Origin of the sequence: Pseudomonas sp. H1h (genome assembly GCF_000633255.1) — a bacterium.
Lineage (GTDB): Bacteria > Pseudomonadota > Gammaproteobacteria > Pseudomonadales > Pseudomonadaceae > Aquipseudomonas.
The window spans coordinates 294542-314619 of sequence record NZ_AYMJ01000008.1; the positions used below are offsets into that span (position 1 = coordinate 294542).

A 20078-nucleotide genomic window follows, 5' to 3' on the forward strand; every position below is an offset into this window, starting at 1 on the left:
CTGCGTTGCAGCTCGGTGGTGAGCCGACATTGATTCCAGTCTGAGAGCGGGATATATCTATGCGCAATGCATCAGCAGCTATAGATACATAGCCAAAAGGAATGCCATGGACGTTCGTGACCTTGAATACATCATTGCCGTTCAGCAGTACGGGACGGTCGGCAAGGCCGCGGATCAACTGGGTATTACCCAGCCGTCCTTGACCAAGGCCGTGCGTCGGGTCGAGACGCAGTTGGGCGTCATGCTGTTCGAGCGTACCTCGACCGGCATGCGCATGACCCAGGCCGGGGAGCTGTTCCTGGAGCGTGCCCGGCGCCTGAGCCGTGACTATGACGATGCCCTCGCAGAGATGCGCAGCATCCGCAACGGCGAACAGGGCGGTGTGCGAATTGGCTATACGCCGTCGCTGCCCGATGCGCTGGTGGTCGCCGTTTGCCGTCGGCTGTTGCGCGAGCGCCCGGCGGCGCGCTTGCGCATGCGCCGGCGCCTGGCCCGGGAGCTGCTTGACCTGCTGCGCGACGGCGAGATCGATTTGGCGGTCATGCCGATTTCGGCAGCCACCGATGAATTCGACACCAACGTTTTGTACGAAGATTGCCTGGCAGTGGTTGCCGATGCCGGGCACCCGCTGGTTGCCAGGGGGAGGGTGCGACTCAGTGACTTGCAGGACCAGCAGTGGTTGCTGCCCGAGGGGCATATCACCGTGCGCCAGGCGCTGGACAACGCCTTTATCAAGCAGGGTTTGCCGCCGCCAACGTTGCGTATCGAAGCCGATTTCAGCAGCGAAGCGCTGTTCGCTCTGATCGTCGGCACCCCCACCCTGACGCTGTCACGTTGTGGGCGAATGACCCACGCCGCAGGACTTGCGCCATTGGATCTGGACCTTGGAGGACTCGATCTGCGCCGGCGCATCGGCCTGATCACCCGCCCGGGCGGGCACCTGTCGCCGGTCAGTAACCGGCTCATCGAGCTGTTCCAGGACGAGTCCTGCGAGCGCAACATTCAGGAGTGGTTGTAGGCAGGCCATCCCATTTTGTTATGGGGGGGCGTGCAAGAGTTGTATTGGCGAGCTTTTTTTCTCCGCTTGTAAGATCGCCCACCACGTCCTGCTTCGGAGAATAAGAAGTGAACCTCGGAAAGTTACTGAGCCGAAGTGCGCGTTACTGGCCCGTCCATGAGGCTGTCGTCGACAGCCGCCAGCGCATTACCTACGCACAACTTGAAGCGCGCACCAATCGCCTGGCTTCGGGCTTGTTGAACCTTGGGCTCGAGCCCGGCGCCCATGTGGCGATCCTGGCGATGAACCGCGTCGAACTGGTCGAGGCGGAAGTGGCCTTCTACAAGGCGGCCATGGTCAAGGTGCCGATCAATGCCCGGTTGTCGCCGGAAGAAATCGTCAGCGTCCTCAACGACTCGCGCAGCGTCGCGGTAATCACCGGCAGTGCGGCGGCCAAAGCCCTGGGCGCCAATCGCGGGGCATTGCCGCACCTGAAGTGGATCATCGTCCTGGCTGAAGAGGGCGGTGACATTCCCTACCGTGAAGTCCTCGACATGGGGGAGGAGCGCGAGCTGAACAGTGATCCTCACGATGATCAACTGGCCGTGCTGCACTACACCTCGGGCAGTTCCGGTGTACTGAAAGCGGCGATGCTGACCTTCGGCAACCGCAAGGCGCTGGTACGCAAGAGCCTGGTCAGCCCGGTTCGCGGCGCCGGACCTGATGATGTCATGGCCCATGTCGGTCCCATTACCCACGCCAGTGGCATGCAGATCATGCCGCTGCTGGCGGTGGGCGCTTGCAACCTTTTGATTGAACGCTACGACGACGAACTGCTGTTGCGCACCATCGAACAGGAACGAGTCACGCGCTTGTTCCTGGTGCCGGCGATGGTCAATCGCCTGGTCAATGTTCAGGGGGTGGAGCGTTTCGACCTCAGCAGCCTGCGCCTGGTGATGTATGGCGCGGCGCCCATGGCTCCGACGCTGGTTACCCGCGCCATCGAAGTGTTCGGGCCGATCCTGGCTCAAGGCTACGGTGCCGGTGAAACCTGTTCGCTGGTGACGGTGCTGACCGAACTGGACCATCTGGAAAAAGACGGCCGCTTGCTGGCCTCCTGTGGCCGCTGCTATTTCGAAACCGATCTGCGCGTGGTCAACGAGCAGTTCGAGGATATTCAGCCTGGCGAGATCGGCGAGATCGTGGTCAAGGGTGACGACATCATGACCGGTTACTGGCAGGCACCGGAGCTGACCGCCGAAGTCATGAAGGACGGTTACTACCTCACCGGCGACCTGGCCACGGTGGATGAGCGCGGTTACGTGTTCATCGTCGACCGCAAGAAGGAAATGATCATTTCCGGCGGCTTCAACATTTACCCCACTGAAGTCGAGCAGGTGTTGTACAGCCTGCCGCAGGTGTTCGAAGCCGCGGTGGTCGGCGTACCGGATGAGCAGTGGGGGGAGGCGATCAAAGCGGTGGTGGTGCTCAAGCCGGGTGCCAGCCTCGACGAGGCACAAGTCATCGAGTACTGCGGCCAGCACCTGGCGGGCTTCAAGAAACCACGCAGTGTCGATTTCATCGATGAGCTGCCGAAAAACCCCAACGGTAAAATCGTGCGCCGCCTGGTTCGTGATGGTTACTGGAAAAACAGTCAGCGCAAGATCTGAAGCTGCAGGAGCAAAATCGAAATGATCGAACCAAGCGAAAAAGCCAAACGCATCATCAGCGACATGCAAGCGTTCATCCGTGATGAAATCATCCCGCTAGAAAAGAAAGAGCAGCTGCAATGGGGCGAAGCCCATCCCAAGGCGATTCTTGCCGACGTCTGGAAGCGCTCTTGCGAACTGGGCTTTTACAACGTCATGCTGCCAGAGGCCCTGGGTGGCGCGGGGCTGAGTGTCGTCGATCTGTGTTCGGTGAAGGAAGCAGCGATCCTTACCGGCTCGATGCTGGCGCCCCATGTGTTGGGTGAGCTTAGCGGTCCACCTCGTATCGGCCATCTGTTCAAGGTGGCCAGCGAAGTGCAGGTCGAGAAGTTCCTGCAGCCGGTGTGCCGTGCAGAGAAGGCGGTCTGTTTCGCTCTGACGGAAGCCGAGGCGGGGTCCGATGCCAGTGCGATCAAGACCAGCGCCCTGCGCGAGGGTGACCACTACGTACTCAATGGCGCCAAGCGCTACATCTCTGGCGCCCCCTATGCGGACTTCGCCGTATTGCTGGCGGTGACCGGGCCGGGGCAGGGCGCGGGTGGTATCTCGGCGTTCTTCGTTGACCTCAAGGGCCCAGACGTGCAAATCGACGCGGATTACCAGGTAATGTCCGGCGGCGGCAGCCACGGCAATATCCAGCTCGACAATGTCCGCGTACCGGCAGAAAATCGCATCGGCGAAGAGGGCGCGGGTTTCAAACTGGCGATGGGACGCATCACCCTGAACCGCTTGCTGCATTGCCCGACCATGCTGGGCATGGCTGGTCTGTCCTTGAACCTGTCGCTCGACTACGCCCGCACTCGCACCCAGTTCGGCAAGCCGATTGCCATGTTCCAGGCGGTCAATCACATGCTTGCCGACATGGCCACGGAGCTGCTGGCCGCGCGTAGCATGATGTACGCCACGGCGGCGTTGAACGATGCCGGTGGTGATATCCGGACCCAGGCACCGATGTGCAAGTTGTATGCGTCCGAGGCGGCGTTCCGCATCGTCGACCGCGCCGTGCAGGTCCATGGCGGCGCCGGGTTGATTCGCGGCAATCCGGTGGAGTGGATGTTCCGCGCCACGCGCATGATGCGAATCCTCACCGGTACCAGCGAGATTCAACGAAACACCATTGCCAAGGGTATCCTGATGCCTGCCTGAGCCCTCGCGTTTGCGCCCGCCTGATTGGCGGGCGTTTTCTTTCCATAACAATAATCAGAGGTATCCCATGCTCGGCAGCGAATCCACTTACCGCCCGAAAGCCGCCTGGACCATTGCGGCGTTGCTGGCGGTGATGATGTTGGTGAACTTCCTCGACAAGGTTGTCATTGGCCTGGTCGCCGTGCCCATGATGCAGGAGCTGGCATTGACTCCCGCCGAATTCGGCCTGATTGGCGGTGCCTTGCACTGGCTGTTTTCCATTTCGGCTGTGGTTGGCGGCTTTATGGCCAATCGCAAACCGACCCGCTTCCTGTTGCTCGGCATGGGCTTGTTCTGGGCCCTGATACAGTTGCCCATGCTGTTTGCCACATCGCTATGGACCATCGTTGCCTGTCGCGTGTTGCTGGGCATCGGCGAAGGTCCGGCGTCACCCGTGGCCACCCACGCCTTGTACAAATGGTTTCCGGACAATAAGCGCAGCCTGCCGGTGGCGATGTTGCATTCCGGCAGTGCGATGGGGTTGTTGGTCGCCGGCATGCTGATTCCCTGGATGAGCCTGCATTACGGCTGGCGCAGCAATTTCGCGGTGCTCGCGGTGATTGGCTTGATCTGGTGTGCGGCATGGTATCGCTTTGGCGAGGAAGGGAAACTGGACGGTATCCCAGCGGTCGATGCCCGTATACGCGTGGACCAGTCCCGGATCCCTTACCGTCGACTGTTGTGCGACCCTACAGTGATCGGTAACTACCTCGGTCATTTTGCCGCGAACTGGTCGTTGGCATTGACGTTGACGTGGGTGCCGGCCTACCTGGAAAAAGGCCTGGGCATGGCTTCGATGAGTGCCGGGCGCATGTTTGTGGTGTTCGTGCTCGTGACCACGCCACTCAGCCTGATCATGGCCTGGTGGTCGCAACGCCTGTTGCGCCGGGGGCTGCCTTCGCATGTGGCGCGCGGGGTATTTGTCTCGCTCTGTCTTATTCTCAGCGGCGTGCTCTCAGCAGCGTTGATGCTGCCGGAACTGCCCTTTGTCGAGCGTATGGCCTGCCTGACACTCAGTGGTGGCCTGGCGCTCGTGATGTATTCGATTGGCCCGGCGATGTTGGCGGAAGTGGTGCCCAGCAGCCAACGCGGCAGCATGCTGGCGATCGGCAACGCCTGCGGTTCCCTGGCCGGCCTGGCAGCGCCGGTGGTCACTGGTTTCCTGGTACAAAATGCCGAGGGTCTCAGTGGTCAAGGCTATGCCCATGGTTTTGCGGTGTGCGGTGCGATCCTGATTGTTGTCGGTCTGATCGGCCTGCTGACCATGAACCCGCAGCGGTCACGCAACCAGCTACGGGAACAGGCGGCGGATCTCGCGATGCGCTGACGGGTTCAGTCGTTCATGGGTCCAGAACGGGCTTGATCAACTCGCCTTTCCAGCGTCCTGTCTGCACCACGTCGATCAATAGCGCGCGCACCAGGTCGCGCATGCACGAGGCCGCAAAGGTCAGGGGTCTATGGGTCGAGTGGGCTATGGATAATGTCCTTCGCACACTCGGTTCGACGATGCGCCGGGCGACATGCTGCGGGTTTTCCTCCACCGCCGGCCAGTTGCAGATGGTCGCGGCCAGACCGCTGCGTACCAGGCTGGCCAAGCCTTGGGCGGTCTGTTGTTCGTACCGGACTTTGAGCTCCAGCCCGGCCTCGATCGCGGCCTGCTCCACTCGCCGACGCAAATGTGAACTGGCCCGTGGCGCCATCACCAGCGTGCTGGCTACCGCTTTGGCCAGGGTGATGCTGTCATCAGGGCATGGCGCTGCCTGCACGCTCAACCAATAAAGCTCTTCGGTGAAAATTGGCTCGGCATGAACATGCTCAAGCTCTTCGGCGTTGGGCACGATGCCAAAGTCGACCTTGCCCAACTCGATTGCTTCGCCGCCTTCTTGGCTCAGGCCGTCGCGCACGACCAATTCAATCCCCGGAAATTTTTCGTTGGCGCGAATGATGATCATCGGCAGGAGCAGCGCTGAAGCGGTCACCGGTATGGCGATGGCCACCCGACCCTTGGGGTTGCCCTTGGTCGACTCAAGTTCATCCTTGACGGTGTCGATGGTCTGCACCACCGAGCGGGCGATTTCGTACAGGCGCCGCCCGGCATCGGTGAGGCTCACGCCATCGTGCAGACGCTCCAGCAATTGCATTTGCAGCTCGCTTTCCAGCAAGTTGATCTGACGGCTGAGCGCCGGCTGGGCAATGTAGGCTCGGCGGGCCGCCGAGGAAAAACTTCCGGCTTCGGCAATCGCAATCAGATAACGCAGTTGTTTGAGTGTCATGGGATTCCGCGGCCATGCCGGCGTGTTATGGGCTGTATCGAAAGACGATATTGGTGGATGTAGCAGCGGCTTACTAGGATGGCGCCATCGCTTTTATATGACCTGTTTATTGTCCTGCTTGCAACGCCAGTCTGGTTATTTTTCAACATGTTGTGCGCATGTCCAAGGAGTTCTCCGCATGAAGCCCGATATAACTTCATCTGCCCTGAATCGGTTTTTACTGGGGAATGGGCAGGATCCTGACCCGCGTTTTACCTTAGCCAACGAGCGTACTTTCCTCGCCTGGATCCGCACGGCCCTCGCTTTGTTGGCCAGCGGTGTCGCGGTTGAAGCCTTTTCTCAAGGTGTGTTCGTAGCAGGTGCGAAACGCCCGCTGGTAGTCGGTTTACTGAGTATGAGTCTGCTTGTGAGCCTCGGCGCGTTCTGGCGCTGGTTGAGCGTGGAGCGCGCCCTGCGGCGTGAGTCGGCGCTGTTGATTTCACCGCTCACACCCTTGCTGTCGTTGGGCTGCGCCGTACTCGTCGGTGGAGTGATGATCGCCCTGTGGGGGCAGGGATGAGCGACACAGGATTGCAGCCGGAACGCACACTTCTGGCTTGGCGGCGAACGCAGATGTTGTTGGTGCTGGTGGCTTGCCTGGCGCTTCGCTGCCTGCAACATCACCGATGGCTGATGACTGGCGTCGTTGCCATAGCGACGTTAGAAGCGTCGCTGATAATGCTCGAACAGGGTCGCAGCTATGGTCGGGCAAGAAATGGCATCACCGGCCATGGGTTGGCCTGTAATACGTTGCCGCTGTTGGTCCTTAGCCTCTGTTCAGCGCTGTTGGCCACCTTGGTTCTGTATGCGGTAGTGGCGCAAAACTAAGTGTAGTTGGCGTTTTTCATGGGAGCCACAATATGAAGTCGGACTGGTCCTGCCTCAACGATGTAAAGATCATCGATGTCAGCCAATTGTTGCCTGGGCCACATGCTACTTCGCTGCTGTTGCAGCTGGGCGCTGACGTCATCAAGGTCGAGCAACCCGGAACAGGAGACAGTTCGCGAATGCTGGGCCACGCCGTGTTTGCCCAGTTCAATCGAGGAAAGCGTTCGATTGCACTCAACCTCAAAGACCCTGCTGACAAAGCCACCTTTCTTGAGCTGGTGCGAGAATGCGATGCGGTAGTGGAGGGCTTCCGGCCCGGTGTCATGCAGCGCCTTGGTCTGGGCTATGAGGACTTGGCCAGAATCAATCCCGCCATCGTTCTGTGCTCGATTTCGGGATTTGGCCAAAGCGGCCCATATGCCGACCATGCCGGTCATGACCTCAACTATCTGGCCATGGCCGGCTATTGGTCGATTCCGGTGCAAGTCGAAGACAAGATTGCCCGTCCGAAAGTACGCCTGTCGGACTACGCCGCCTCCGCCTATGCAGCGTTGTCACTGTCGGTGGCGATCATGAGCGCGCGAAAAGACGGCACTGGCCAGCATCTGGATGTGTCGGTGCATGATGCGATCCTATCTTGGACCGCTCACATGGCGTGGATGTCCCGAGACTACGAAGCCAATCCACTGGACTCGCCAACGGTAATGCCCGAAAACGATATCTTCGAGACTCGGGACGGCCGTCATTTGGCGATGGGCATTTTGGAGAACAAGTTCTGGATTACGCTGTGCCAGGTGTTAGGCGATGAATTTCCGCAACTGCGCAGCGAGTGTTTTGCCGAACGGCTGGGTCGGTTTGGCCGCAAGCAAGAGGTCAACAGCTTGCTCAAAGATATGTTCTCGACCCATTCACTAGCGCATTGGAGCGCAGTGTTTCGTGAACATGATCTACCGTTTTCACCGCTGATCACCGCCAACGAACTGTTCGACGACCCGCATGTCCAGGCACGCGCGACAGTGCAAACGCTGCCACAGGAACAGGCGATCGCTGTGCGTTTTCCAGTAAAGTTCTCCCGTGGCCTACCTGACAGCGATGTCGCGGTTCCAGTCCTCGGCAAGTACGGGTTCAAGGCGAGTAATTGAACCTATGCGTCAACTGACCGAAGTGTTTAGCCGCCTTGTCGATCATATTGTCGCTGTTTTTGTTGGTCGGTGGCTGCCCGCAGAAAGTTATCACCCGAATTGGACCTCATTCAGCATCCGCTTCTGGCCGATTGCCGCCTGTCACGAAGGGTAACCATCGGGCAATACGAGCACTATTTCCGCATCTTCAATCCTTTTACTGATCTGGCTCGTTATCCGTCCAAACTGTTGTAGTAGGTGTTTTGCGTTGTACTAAGGTTGTTTTGACGCAGATCGGCTTGGAGATCTTTCATGTCGCGAAGCGGCGCGTCGAACGTCGCAGCTGTATGGCGTAACCAATGTAGCGAGGCAGAGCGGAGTTGGTCGATTTCATCCTCACTCCAACCTTCACTTTGCATACGTTGCAAGGCGCGATCAAACACAACTTGAAGAAGCAACCGTACATGTCGGTCAGATAGACCACCGCGGCCTTTCAGTGTGGTAATAAGTGGCGTTTGTTCCTGTGGTGAGGGCAGGGGAGAGGGCTTTAGGAAATGGCGATATCTCACGAGATAACGCTCGATGTACTCGTCTCTCACACTGATCTTGGCCGCTTTATTACCTTACGTGGAACCACCAATTGCCCGTCGTATCCCTTCGCAAATCTCCCTTTGTTGGCCGCCAGTTGTCACGACCGATCAAGTCAGATAAGCGGAGGTACATGGCAAAAAGCGTCGCTACGACAAACAGTGTGCGCTCATGGGCTGGGTCTTCGTCTGCCATCTGTTCCGCGGTATCAATCACGAAGCTCCATTGCAGTTCCGTCAAGGATCGAGACGATACGTCCAGTGTGTTTCGCTGCTTATAGATCGACATCTGTTTGATGGCACGGAACGGATTTGCTTCCGTAAGCCCTTCATCCATCGCGTGTTGAAAAAAGCTGCCGCAGACAGCGAAGACCTGAGCCACAGATCCCTGGGCCATATGGTAAGCACGCGAGGAGAGATCACTCATCGTTTCAGCTGCCAGCTTGCGCTCACGTTTAGAAACGGTGGAGCTGAATGGGCGCCAATCAGGATTCACGATGTACTCATCTGATTCAAGCCGCTTGCGACCACCGATGCGTTTGAACCGAGATTTGATTACAGGGCCGACACAGTCCGCGGACGGGTTAAGACAGAACTCCATGAATCGCTCCGCATCGGAGCGACGCGGCTCCAGAAGAGGTTTACGAACCACAATCAGTGCCCAGAGCAGCAATCGTTCGACGTGCGTTCTGAAAGATTTGAAGGTTGACTGGTTGCTGGCGTAGGACTTCGAGAAACTCCGCACAACTAGATAGCTGTCAATGGCCCGGCAACTCTCATCGAAACCTTTGAGATATTGTTTGACAGTACAACGCTCGTTGCTGAGCTGGAGAAAATTGAGTTCCTGGAAGCACTCAAAGGTGTCGAACAGCGGCTGTAGGAGTTGGGTCATGCAATGGGCCAATGCGGTACAGGAATGACGCTAGCTTGCGTGTACCAGGCATGTTATGCAATATCCGGGTCTGACAGTTATCGGATGTTACACTTGGCTCATCCAATGAGAAGGGCTATGAAATACCTTAACTTATAACTCAACTAAATAGATGTTTAGTTGAGTTGGCTGTGTTCTCCATGCGGCAGGTGGTACATAGACTATGCTCAAAAGGCACAAATCACTCGTCAGACATGACGTGTCATGACGTGTCATGACGTTCTGATGAGCTCCAACCTAATCTACCGGGGTGTAAAAATTGGAGAAGTCCGCTGTATTTTCTACGTTTGAGCTCGACGTTTTATTGGTAGATAAGAAAAGGAAACACCTACCGAATTCGATGATTACGGTCGCTGCTGACAGTGCAACGCGAGCAATAACAAGTGTAAACATTTCGCCTGGCAAACCCCGGAGCTCGAACAGAGTTACGGAGCTTTGAATCCCGGGCGCGCCAGGCGAATCAAAGGCTAACTCGCAAGTTCAGTACTACTCTGTAAATTTATTTTTTGACTTGTTAATCACCGCAGTTAACAGGTCAAAATTGAAGATAACAAAGATGCCGGACTAGCGTTTTACTGAGCTTCTCATGTAGCTAGGTTGTGGTGAGCTTCCAGGGTATTTGGTGGGAGGAAAGTTTCACAACCTTCAAGCCTAAGCTATGCACCGCTAAACCGTCAGATTTTCCACGTAGGTCGAGGGCGAAATCTGGTGATGTCCAGTAAAATTTGCTAGACATCACTAGATTTCGCTAGATCTTCCTATATTTTGTTACTAGATATCGAGTCTGTCGCATGCAGCCATTAACACCGCACTAGGCCAAGAAGCCAATAGATTTCGGTTTTCGAGTCCATCTGGTCTCTAACTACGTGCCCCCTAATTCAGTTTCGCGTCGTATCCGTTCAAAGAGCAAGTTCAGATCAGCATCTGGATCCAAAAGTAGAAAGCACTCAACCAGGAGAGTCAACGGATGAATGTCCATCCTTCGTGCGAGCTCTGAAGCCTTCTCTAGCGTCACATTTTTGAGGCCGCGCTCGAGTGTGCTGAGATAGGTCCGGCTGCTCACGATCTCGAAGTCCTCTTGGGTCAAACCGTGTCGAACCCGGGTATTGCGTAACGCAATTGCGAACGCTTCCTTCAGCTCCATTTTGCTTTATCCACAAAAGGAACGATGAAGCCTTTTTGAACTCTATAGAGCTACAATCTATAGTGTTCATTTTTTGGAAAGCTATATGCCCGTACATCAGAATCGCGGCCACTCGTCATCGTCAGAGGGCAACGCGCCATCAACGATAGTGTTCGTAGCCGTAGCCTTCCGCGCTCAACCACATGAGCGTGTCGGTATAGTTAGGCGTCACTCAGGCCAGGATCTGATCGACCTTTTTCACGAAATGGATCGACCTGATTCAGACGAAGCTATCATAGGCGTCCAGCTAGCAATCTCTCCTGAGCTAAACGGCACTTCACGATGGACCGCAGAAGCCATAGTGGATTTTGCGCGAGTCAAACTTCTTGGTGCTGATGCATGTGGCGTAGATACGTATGCGTACCGACTAGCGTCTGACGGATTGTTTATGGACGGCGCTAGAATTGAGCCCTCTAATGTTATTGAGTGGCGATCACTCTATCAGGTAGCTCGCGCAGAGGGTCCAGAGGACACTGAACTGGTAGCTCATCAGATATGGCTGTCGACCGTCATCAGTCGTATCGTGAATGAGATGAATCCGACGGAGGCTGCGGATGATCTCGGTTAACATCTGCCCTTGCTGCGTTTGATTTGGAGGAGAAGGCCCGTCGCAATAATTCCAGCGCAGGTGAAAACTGCATTGATGCAGCGCATGTGTACTAAAATTAGCGAGTTTATGTCCGAAGGATAATTTCCCTAATTTCGATACACATGAAAATTGTTAGATAAACAGGTAGTAGGCTTCCCGACGGTGGAAAAGTCATCCCACAGCGCACCTGGCATCCTCTCATGCCTTCCCCACAACCATCAGAAGCGCTCTGATAACGGAGGGAAGATACTTCGAAACCGCGAATGTCGAACTCATATTTCGTAAGACGAAGGACATCATTCACGTGACGTTGCCAGCCGCCTTAGGCTTGGAGTGTAGGCGGTCACTCTAGTCGCCGTACCAGGTTGCGAAAGGGCTCACCTGGAGTAATAGTCATGGAGAAACCGCGGTTATGAATCCTCTTTTTCACGGATTTCTATTCCGGAGGAAGCCTAATGATAAGGGCTGAAATTGGAAATGGTGATCTTTTCTCCCCATCTCGACTAGCAAATGGGGCAGGGCTAGCATGGAAGTAGAGTTTTGGACATAAAAAAGACCCACTATCAAGGTGAGCCTGTCATATGTCTCTAGGGGGAGGCTTTTGGCCCGCGAGTCCCAGAGCAAGTTAGCATAACTTATTGCTAGAAATTCGCTGCGTCAACCGAGATGCTTGAAGGGGATTGCGATGAAAATAACTGAAAGCGTCGAAGTCGAGCCCGTGACAGATGTCCTATGCGATGTTTGTCGTTGCTCCACTTGCTTGGTTGGCGGGCCTCAGTTCGGCACACTGCATGCTCACTGGGGCTATGGCACTAGCCATGCTGGGGAGCGCTATGAACTGCGCCTGTGTGAGGAATGTTTCTTCCAGACTCTGGCCCACCTCAAACAGGAGCGGAGAACTCAAAATCTGTTCAATGAGGATGGTCACGATCTCACAGGTAATCTCGGTTTGGTTACGAAGGACTAGCCGATAGATGTTTACACTGACAGAAGGGATTCAATTTCTAACCGCGTGAGGTTCGTTGTTCTCAATTCAGATGAAATCGCTCTCATTTTTATTGAACAGTGAGGAAGTGTTGATGCAGGAGGCGCGTAGCGTAATACACGATTTAACATAATATACATTACACGTAACAAGATATTTCGCGATCAGCCCGGTTGCACGCCAGATTTCAATCCAGAGCCTTGCTCGTGAGCCTCGCTTTTCCCAAGCCTCAATCATCATCCCGCGTCAGTTTTTCAATCAGCGTTCGATGCTGCGAAAATTGCGCTGTGAGTTTCTTGCGGTCACCCATTTGCATGTCCGCAAAATCAAATCCTGGCGATACCGCTTCGCTGATCAATCCAAATCCATGTTCACCGTCGAGTAGCCGCGAAGCTTTCCAGATTCCACCAGGCACGTGCATTTGCAAATGCTGACCTGCCAGAACGTCGTTGCCCATTATCAGCGTCTGCAGCGAGCCGTCAGCGTGGATCATGTTGTACTCGATGGGATCTCCCAGATGAAAAAAATGCAGGATGTCCGACTGATTGAAATGAAACTGGCCCACCGGCGAATCCTCGGTCAGCAAGTAATAAATCGCAGTCATCAGGTAACGGGGTCCATTGGTGGTTTGCAGCATGGCGCGCTCATCAGCTTGAAACGTCCTGCGAAAATAGCCACCCTCGACGTGAGGCTGCACATCCAGCGCCGCAATCATCTCCTTAACGCCTGATTTCCCTGGATTCATGGTCTGCTCCGTTGATTTGAAGGTGGATCTCCGATAGCTCAACTAAACGGCTATTTAGTGTAGTTAACCGACGATAGCAGCACGTTTGCCGATTTTATGCGCACACACCATAAGGGGCGATCGATCAACAACGCTTGAGCGTCTCACTTGGCAACTCATTGAACAGCGCCCGATAGCTGCTGGAAAACCGCCCCAGATGCCAAAACGACCAGTTCATCGCCACTTCGGCCACTGTAGTTTCCGTCGGCGCGCGCATGAGCAGCTCACGATGCGCGCTGTTCAATCGCCGCAGGCGCAACCAGTGGCTTGGCGTCATGCCGGTGAAGTCCTTGAACGCATGCTGCAACTGCCGTAGCGAGACGCCCGCCACCTGTGCCAGTTCCAGCAGATTGACCGTCTCTTCCGGCGAATCGGCAGCCCATTCCCCTACTCGCTTCATGATCGTCCGTTCCTCGCTACGGCGCTGCAGGCCGTCGCGATCAAGACGCGCACGGGCGTTGTCGAGGATGAACAGACAGTCTTCCAGCAACTGTTGAGTCAGGGCTTCTTTGCTTGGTTGATCAAGGGTTTGCGACAACTTCGTGAGTGTCGAGCTTAACCAGCGACTGAACAAGGCGTTCTGCCCGCAATTCAGCGGCGCCATGAACAGGCCTTCAAGTCGGGACACGTCCAGACCGTGTTGCCGGACGAATTCCGGGCCAAAGACCACGGCAATTTCCTGGTAGTTCTCCGGAGTGATCCAGATGTTGCGGCTCTCTTCGTTGAGCAGATACAGCGCGTTGTCGCTGCGATCGAAACAAAACGCCAAGGCACCCGCTGGCGCGCTGAAATTCTGTTCGACGCGGGTGTTCATCTGTTCTTCGTAAACCTGCACGCCCTGCAAATCCAGATAGCGAATCTGCCCGGCGAAATGTCCGGGAGACATCTGCTGGTAATGCTGGACCCAACCCGGCGTGGCGCGGATTTGCTCGGTGACATCAGCGGTATTGAAAGCCTGAACCTGTAGCGGATTGCACGTTGTCATGGGAGACCTTGCGCACTCTTTTGGTGCGCTTTGGTGCTGCTTAAAGTGGATAGATGGAACTGCAAGGCACGCCCAAGATAGTCGCCAACGCGCCACAGGGGAAGGGGGCGGAAGATGAAACCCGCCCTCCCCGGCGTCTATAAAACCAATAACGAGGTCTTTATGAATGCCCCTTTCGATCAGCTGTTCACTTGGCTGAAAGATCACAAGATTACCGAAGTTGAATGTGTGGTCAGTGACCTGACCGGCATCGCCCGCGGCAAGATCGCACCGACCAACAAGTTCCTGCATGAACGAGGCATGCGCCTGCCGGAAAGTGTGCTGCTGCAAACGGTAACCGGGGATTTTGTCGACGACGATATCTACTACGACCTGCTCGACCCTGCCGACATCGACATGGTCTGCAAGCCAGTAGCCGACGCCGTGTATGTGATTCCGTGGGCGATCGAGCCGACCGCCATCGTCATCCACGACACCTTTGACAAGTTCGGCAACCCGATCGAACTGTCGCCGCGCAACGTGCTGAAGAAAGTCCTGCAGCTGTACACCGACAAAGGCTGGAAGCCAATTGTGGCGCCGGAAATGGAGTTCTACCTGACCCAGCGCTGTGAAGATCCGGACTTGCCGCTCAAGGCGCCGCTCGGTCGTTCGGGCCGCGCGGAAAGTGGTCGTCAGTCGTTCTCGATCGACGCCGCCAACGAATTCGATCCGTTGTTCGAAGACGTCTACGACTGGTGCGAGCTGCAAGGTCTGGACCTGGACACGCTGATTCACGAAGACGGTCCGGCGCAGATGGAAATCAACTTCCGTCACGGCGACGCACTGGATCTGGCTGACCAGATCACCGTATTCAAACGCACCCTGCGCGAGGCGGCGCTCAAGCACAACGTCACCGCGACGTTCATGGCCAAACCGATTGGCGACGAACCCGGCAGCGCCATGCACCTGCACCAGAGCGTGGTGGAAATTGCCACCGGCAAGCCGATCTTCGCCAATGCCGACGGCACGATGAGCGAGCTGTTCCGTCATCACATCGGCGGGCTGCAGAAATACATCCCGAAAGTGCTGCCGATGTTCGCGCCCAACGTCAACTCGTTCCGCCGCTTCCTGCCGGACACTTCGGCACCGGTGAACGTCGAATGGGGCGAAGAAAACCGTACCGTCGGTCTGCGTGTGCCGACCTCCGGCCCGGAATCCATGCGCGTGGAAAACCGCTTGCCGGGCGCTGACGCCAACCCGTATCTGGCCATTGCCGCGAGCCTTTTGTGTGGCTACATCGGCATGGTCGAAGGCATCGAGCCGAGCGCCGCCGTTGAAGGTCGGGCCTACGAGCGCCGCAATTTACGCTTGCCGATCACTATCGAAGAAGCGCTGACGCAAATGGAAGAGTGCGACACCGTTGCCGAGTACCTGGGCAGCAAGTTCGTACGCGGCTACGTCGCCGTCAAACGCGCCGAGCACGAAAACTTCAAGCGCGTGATCAGTTCGTGGGAACGCGAGTTCCTGCTGCTCAGCGTCTAAGCCAATCCGCAAAGCCCCTTCGCCCCCTGTGGGAGGGGCTTTTGTGGGAGGGGTTTGTTCCCGAAAGCGGTGTATCAGTCAAGTAATGCTGAACGTGCCAGCCTCTTCGCGAGCAAGCCCCGCCCACAGAGGAACAATGAGCGACCTGAAAATCCAGAACCACCTGAAAAAATCCAATAACTTCAAGAGGTGTCGATATGCGTCTACTGAAATCCATGGTCCCTGCCGCTCTGGCGCTGGTGTGCAGCACTGCAGCGCTGGCTCAGCCACAGGTCAGCGTTTACAACTGGACCGACTACATCGGTGAAACCACCCTCGCCGACTTCCAGACCAAGACCGGGATCAAGGTGATCTACGACGTTTTCGATTCCAACGAAACCCTGGAGGGCAAGCTCCTCGCCGGTCGTACCGGTTACGACGTGGTGGTGCCGTCCAACCACTTTCTTGCCCGTCAGGTAAAGGCCGGTGCCTTCCTCAAACTGGATCGCGAGCAGTTGCCGAACTGGAAAAATCTCGACCCGAAACTGCTCGCGCTGCTGGAGAAAAACGACCCGCAAAACGCGCACTCGGTGCCGTACCTCTGGGGCACCAACGGCATCGGTTACAACGTCGATAAGGTCAAGCAAGTGCTGGGCATTGATCACATCGATTCCTGGGCCGTGCTGTTCGAACCGGAAAACATCAAGAAGCTCTCGCAGTGCGGCGTGTCGATGATGGACTCGGCCGACGAAGTGTTCCCGGCGATCCTCAACTACATGGGCATGGACCCACGCAGCGAGAACCCGGAAGACTTCAAAAAAGCTGAAGCCAAACTGCTGAGCATCCGCCCGTACATCACCTACTTCCACTCCTCCAAATACGTCTCGGACCTGGCCAACGGTGATATCTGCGTGGCCTTCGGTTATTCCGGCGACGTGTTCCAGGCCGCCAACCGCGCCAAGGAAGCCAAGAACGGCGTGAACATCGCGTACGCCATTCCCAAGGAAGGCGCCAACCTGTGGTTCGACCTGCTGGCAGTTCCGGCCGACGCCGCCAATCCTAAAGAAGCCCACGCCTTCATTAATTACCTGCTCGACCCGCAGGTGATCGCCAAGGTCAGTGCCTCGGTCGGTTATGCCAACCCGAATCCGCCCGCCAAACAGTACATGGACGTCGCGCTGGTGAATAACCCAGAGGTTTATCCGCCGCAGGAAGTCCTCGACAAACTGTACATTTCCACCACCCCGCCCCAGTCGATCATGCGTCTGATGACCCGTTCCTGGAGCAAAGTGAAGTCGAACAAATGAATCAGTACACCCAGGAACACGCCCGCTCCTATTACGCAGCCTCGGCGCGGGCAAGCACGCCATACCCCAAGCTGGACGGCGATCTGAACGTTGATGTCTGCGTCATCGGCGGTGGTTTCACCGGGGTCAACACCGCCATCGAACTCGCTCAGCGCGGCCTGTCGGTGGTGTTGCTCGAAGCCCGGCGCATCGGCTGGGGTGCCAGCGGGCGCAACGGCGGCCAGTTGATCCGCGGCATTGGCCATGAAGTCGAAGGCTTTGCCCGCTATGTCGGCAATGACGGCGTGCGTTACTTGCAACGCGCCGGGATCGATTCGGTGGAGCTGGTACGCCAGCGCATCACTGACAACCACATCGAGTGCGACTTGCATTGGGGCTTCTGTGAGTTGGCCAACACCCCCGCACAATTCGCGGCATTCAAGGACGAGCAAGTCAGCCTTGCCGAGCTTGGCTACAGCCATGAAACCCGGCTGGTAGGCCCCGAGCAGATCCGTCAGCAAGTGGTCAACGCCGAGGTCTACGCCGGTGGTCTGGTGGACATGGGCTCCGGCCACCTGCATCCGCTGGATCTGGTGCAAGGCGAGGCACGTCTGGCGGCGTCCCTCGGCGTGCGGATCTTCGAGCAGAGCCCGGTGCAGCAGATCATTCATGGCGAAACCGTCCAGGTGCGTTGCGCCCACGGCACGGTGCGTGCCGGCAGTCTGGTGCTCGGTTGCAACGCGCACCTGGACGAACTCGAACAGCAGCTCAGCGGCAAAGTGCTGCCGGCCGGCAGCTACATCATCGCCACCGAGCCGTTGTCCGAGGAGCGCGCCGCGCAATTGATCCCGCACAATCTTGCACTGTGCGACCAGAAAGTCGGCCTTGATTACTACCGGCTCTCGGCGGATCGACGCCTGTTGTTCGGCGGCGCCTGCCACTATTCCGGACGCGATCCTGCCGACATCGCGGCCTACATGCGACCGAAGATGCTCAAGGTCTTCCCGCAACTGGCAGACGTGCGCATCGATTATCAGTGGGGCGGCAAGATCGGCATCACCGCCAACCGCTTCCCCCAGGTTGGCCGACTCAAGCAGCAACCGAACGTGTACTACGCTCAGGGGTATTCCGGCCATGGCCTGAACGTCACGCACTGGTGCGCCAAACTGCTGGGCGAGGCGATTCATGCCGGGCACAGTCAGGGCATGGACGTGTTCAGCGCAGTGCCGCACATGACCTTTCCCGGCGGCCCGGCACTGCGTTCGCCACTGCTGGCCCTGGGCATGTTCTGGTATCGGCTGCGTGAGCTGGTGGGCTGACGGCGTTCGGGCAATTAATCCTTTCGGTTTGCTCTATCGCAAGGCACTTCTATATTGATGAAGTGCTTTTGCGTTCCTGACGCTCAGTGCCCAACAAACCGAGGAGGACATGGATGAAGTCGTCAGCCGCCGATGAGCCGCGAGCACCGGGGCAAGCCCCGATCAAGACCCGACGCTTCAGTATTTCACTGGTGTGGATCGTCCCGATCGTCGCGGTGCTGGTCGGCATTTCGCTGGTGGTGCACAACCTGATGCAGGAAGGCCCGACGATCATCGTCAACTTCAAGACCGGCAGCGGTCTGACCGCCAACAAGACCGAGGTCAAATACCGCAACGTGGTGATCGGTCAGGTGACTGACGTCGAGCTGAGCGGCGACCAGAAGAGCGTCGACGCCACCATCAAACTGTCCAAACAGGCCGAAACGTTCACTCGCGAAGACTCGCAATTCTGGGTCGTGCGCCCGCGCATCGGCGCCGGCGGTGTTTCGGGCATCGACACCCTGCTCTCCGGCGACTACATCGGCGCCGACATCGGCCAGGCCGATGGCCGTGCGAAACACTTCAAAGGCCTGGAAAACCCGCCGCCGATTACCTACGGCGAACCGGGCAAGCGTTTCATGCTGCACGCCTCCGATCTCGGCTCGCTGGACATCGGCTCACCGGTGTATTTCCGCAAGATACCGGTCGGCCAGGTCGTCACCTACACCCTCGACCCCGATGGCAAAGGGGTCGACATCGAAGTATTCATTCACTCGCCGAACGATGCGTTTGTCACCGAGAACACCCGGTTCTGGAATGCCAGCGGCATCGACGTCAACTTTGGCGCCAACGGGTTTGCGGTGAAGACCGAATCGCTTTCGACTTTGCTGGTGGGCGGCATCGCCTTCCGCGCTCCGGACTACAGCCCCAACGACGTGGCCGCAGGCGAAGACAAGGACTTCGAGCTGTTCGCCGACCAACAGACCGCTCTCGCCCCCCCCAACGGCAAGGCGCAATACATGGTGCTGCGTTTCGACCAGTCGCTGCGCGGACTCAAGGTCGATGCGCCGGTCGAGTTCCTCGGCATGGAGATCGGTCGGGTGGTGGGCATCAACCTGGATTTCGATGCGAAAAAGCGCACCTTCCCGCTTAATGTCGGGATCGTCATTTACCCGCAGCGTCTGGGTCAGGCCTACAAAAAGATGCTGACCGAATTCAAGCATGATCCCAACGACGAAGCCGCCGGCATTCGTCTGCTCGGCACCTTTGTCGATAATGGCCTGCGCGCCCAGGCCCGCAGCGGCAACCTGCTGACCGGGCAACTGTACATCGCGCTGGATTTCTTCCCGAAAGCCGAGAAGGTTGCGTTCGATCCGACCGTTCGGCCTGTGATCCTGCCGACCGTTCCCGGCAGCCTCGAACAGCTGCAGGAAAAGCTCGAAGCGATGGTCGACAAGCTCAACAAACTGCCGGTCGAACGGATTGCCGGCAACCTCGACAGCAATCTCGTCGAGCTGCGCAAAGGCCTGACCCAGTTCAACGCGAAAACCCTGCCGGGTGTGCAGGCCACCCTCGCCGACGTCAGCAAAACCTTGCAGTCCGCCAGCTCGACATTGGCCGAAGACTCGCCGCAGCGTGAAAAACTGACCCAGACCCTCGACGAGCTCGGGCGCATGTCGCGTTCGCTGCGTGAGCTGTCGGATTATCTGGGACGGCATCCGGAGTCGCTGATACGTGGCCGCCCGGACAACGCCGCGCCATTGGATCTGAAAGGACCGCCGCGTAATTGAGCACAGGA

The 20078-nt window shown here is 57.2% G+C and carries 15 protein-coding genes and 1 pseudogene; 11 read left to right on the forward strand and 5 right to left on the reverse strand.

The features are described from left to right. Nucleotides 1-106: 106 nt before the first annotated feature. The 4 genes from U862_RS0107290 (at nt 107) to U862_RS0107305 (ending at nt 5218) form a co-directional block, all read left to right on the forward strand. Complete coding sequence (locus U862_RS0107290) at nt 107-1018, forward strand: LysR family transcriptional regulator (protein WP_025109776.1); 912 nt, start codon at nt 107-109, stop codon at nt 1016-1018. 107 nt (nt 1019-1125) lie between these two features. Continuing rightward, entirely contained in the window at nt 1126-2667 is a 1542-nt protein-coding gene (locus U862_RS0107295) for an AMP-binding protein (protein WP_025109777.1), read from the forward strand. A gap of 21 nt (nt 2668-2688) precedes the next feature. Next, a complete protein-coding gene (locus tag U862_RS0107300; protein WP_025109778.1) occupies nt 2689-3852 on the forward strand; it encodes an acyl-CoA dehydrogenase family protein in 1164 nt (387 codons plus the stop codon). A gap of 67 nt (nt 3853-3919) precedes the next feature. Beyond that, on the forward strand, nt 3920-5218 hold the full coding sequence (locus U862_RS0107305; RefSeq protein WP_025109779.1) for an MFS transporter: 1299 nt from the start codon (nt 3920-3922) through the stop codon (nt 5216-5218). A gap of 13 nt (nt 5219-5231) precedes the next feature. On the opposite strand, the gene U862_RS0107310 is transcribed toward U862_RS0107305, so the two are convergent. Then, entirely contained in the window at nt 5232-6164 is a 933-nt protein-coding gene (locus tag U862_RS0107310; RefSeq protein ID WP_025109780.1) for a LysR family transcriptional regulator, read from the reverse strand. 178 nt (nt 6165-6342) lie between these two features. Between U862_RS0107310 and U862_RS0107315 the strand changes: the two genes are divergently transcribed. Genes U862_RS0107315 through U862_RS0107325 form a run of 3 tightly spaced genes read left to right on the forward strand, consistent with a single transcriptional unit; the run spans nt 6343 to nt 8173 of the window. Further along, nucleotides 6343-6723, forward strand: coding sequence for a YidH family protein (locus tag U862_RS0107315; RefSeq protein WP_025109781.1), 381 nt, complete (start codon nt 6343-6345; stop codon nt 6721-6723). After that, entirely contained in the window at nt 6720-7031 is a 312-nt protein-coding gene (locus U862_RS29145) for a DUF202 domain-containing protein (RefSeq protein WP_025109782.1), read from the forward strand. The genes U862_RS0107315 and U862_RS29145 overlap by 4 nt, the downstream gene beginning before the upstream one ends. Nucleotides 7032-7063: 32 nt before the next feature. Next, a complete protein-coding gene (locus U862_RS0107325) occupies nt 7064-8173 on the forward strand; it encodes a CaiB/BaiF CoA-transferase family protein (protein ID WP_025109783.1) in 1110 nt (369 codons plus the stop codon). 212 nt (nt 8174-8385) lie between these two features. Here the strand turns inward: U862_RS0107325 and U862_RS0107330 are convergent. From U862_RS0107330 to U862_RS0107350, 4 genes and pseudogenes are all read right to left on the reverse strand, one after another. Further along, nucleotides 8386-9631, reverse strand: a pseudogene (locus U862_RS0107330) (site-specific integrase). A gap of 901 nt (nt 9632-10532) precedes the next feature. Further along, the gene (locus tag U862_RS0107335) at nt 10533-10814 is read right to left on the reverse strand and encodes a helix-turn-helix domain-containing protein (protein WP_025109784.1); all 282 of its coding nucleotides are present in this window, start codon (nt 10812-10814) and stop codon (nt 10533-10535) included. 1842 nt (nt 10815-12656) lie between these two features. Further along, nucleotides 12657-13172: a cupin domain-containing protein gene (locus tag U862_RS0107345; RefSeq protein WP_025109786.1), complete on the reverse strand. Its 516-nt coding sequence runs from the start codon at nt 13170-13172 to the stop codon at nt 12657-12659. A gap of 124 nt (nt 13173-13296) precedes the next feature. Then, nucleotides 13297-14196 carry a helix-turn-helix domain-containing protein gene (locus U862_RS0107350; protein WP_025109787.1) on the reverse strand — a complete coding sequence of 300 codons (900 nt, stop codon included), beginning with the start codon at nt 14194-14196 and terminating at the stop codon, nt 13297-13299. 162 nt (nt 14197-14358) lie between these two features. On the opposite strand from U862_RS0107350, the gene U862_RS0107355 reads away from it, so the two are divergent. The 4 genes from U862_RS0107355 to U862_RS0107370 all read left to right on the forward strand — a co-directional run bounded on the left by U862_RS0107355 (nt 14359) and on the right by U862_RS0107370 (nt 20070). Further along, on the forward strand, nt 14359-15717 hold the full coding sequence (locus U862_RS0107355) for a glutamine synthetase family protein (protein WP_025109788.1): 1359 nt from the start codon (nt 14359-14361) through the stop codon (nt 15715-15717). Between the two features lie 197 nt (nt 15718-15914). Then, nucleotides 15915-17003, forward strand: a complete 1089-nt coding sequence (locus tag U862_RS0107360; protein ID WP_025109789.1) for a polyamine ABC transporter substrate-binding protein — start codon at nt 15915-15917, stop codon at nt 17001-17003. Further along, nucleotides 17000-18301: an FAD-binding oxidoreductase gene (locus U862_RS0107365; protein ID WP_025109790.1), complete on the forward strand. Its 1302-nt coding sequence runs from the start codon at nt 17000-17002 to the stop codon at nt 18299-18301. Before U862_RS0107360 ends, U862_RS0107365 begins: the two co-directional genes overlap by 4 nt. Nucleotides 18302-18414: 113 nt before the next feature. Then, entirely contained in the window at nt 18415-20070 is a 1656-nt protein-coding gene (locus U862_RS0107370) for an intermembrane transport protein PqiB (protein ID WP_025109791.1), read from the forward strand. The last annotated feature ends 8 nt before the right edge of the window (nt 20071-20078 follow it).

Coding starts and splice junctions, on each gene's coding strand:
- U862_RS0107290 (WP_025109776.1), top strand. CDS start 107: ATGGACGTTCGTGACCTTGAATACATCATTGCCGTTCAGCAGTACGGG.
- U862_RS0107300 (WP_025109778.1), top strand. CDS start 2,689: ATGATCGAACCAAGCGAAAAAGCCAAACGCATCATCAGCGACATGCAA.
- U862_RS0107305 (WP_025109779.1), top strand. CDS start 3,920: ATGCTCGGCAGCGAATCCACTTACCGCCCGAAAGCCGCCTGGACCATT.
- U862_RS0107310 (WP_025109780.1), bottom strand. CDS start 6,164: ATGACACTCAAACAACTGCGTTATCTGATTGCGATTGCCGAAGCCGGA.
- U862_RS0107315 (WP_025109781.1), top strand. CDS start 6,343: ATGAAGCCCGATATAACTTCATCTGCCCTGAATCGGTTTTTACTGGGG.
- U862_RS29145 (WP_025109782.1), top strand. CDS start 6,720: ATGAGCGACACAGGATTGCAGCCGGAACGCACACTTCTGGCTTGGCGG.
- U862_RS0107325 (WP_025109783.1), top strand. CDS start 7,064: ATGAAGTCGGACTGGTCCTGCCTCAACGATGTAAAGATCATCGATGTC.
- U862_RS0107335 (WP_025109784.1), bottom strand. CDS start 10,814: ATGGAGCTGAAGGAAGCGTTCGCAATTGCGTTACGCAATACCCGGGTT.
- U862_RS0107345 (WP_025109786.1), bottom strand. CDS start 13,172: ATGAATCCAGGGAAATCAGGCGTTAAGGAGATGATTGCGGCGCTGGAT.
- U862_RS0107350 (WP_025109787.1), bottom strand. CDS start 14,196: ATGACAACGTGCAATCCGCTACAGGTTCAGGCTTTCAATACCGCTGAT.
- U862_RS0107355 (WP_025109788.1), top strand. CDS start 14,359: ATGAATGCCCCTTTCGATCAGCTGTTCACTTGGCTGAAAGATCACAAG.
- U862_RS0107360 (WP_025109789.1), top strand. CDS start 15,915: ATGCGTCTACTGAAATCCATGGTCCCTGCCGCTCTGGCGCTGGTGTGC.
- U862_RS0107365 (WP_025109790.1), top strand. CDS start 17,000: ATGAATCAGTACACCCAGGAACACGCCCGCTCCTATTACGCAGCCTCG.
- U862_RS0107370 (WP_025109791.1), top strand. CDS start 18,415: ATGAAGTCGTCAGCCGCCGATGAGCCGCGAGCACCGGGGCAAGCCCCG.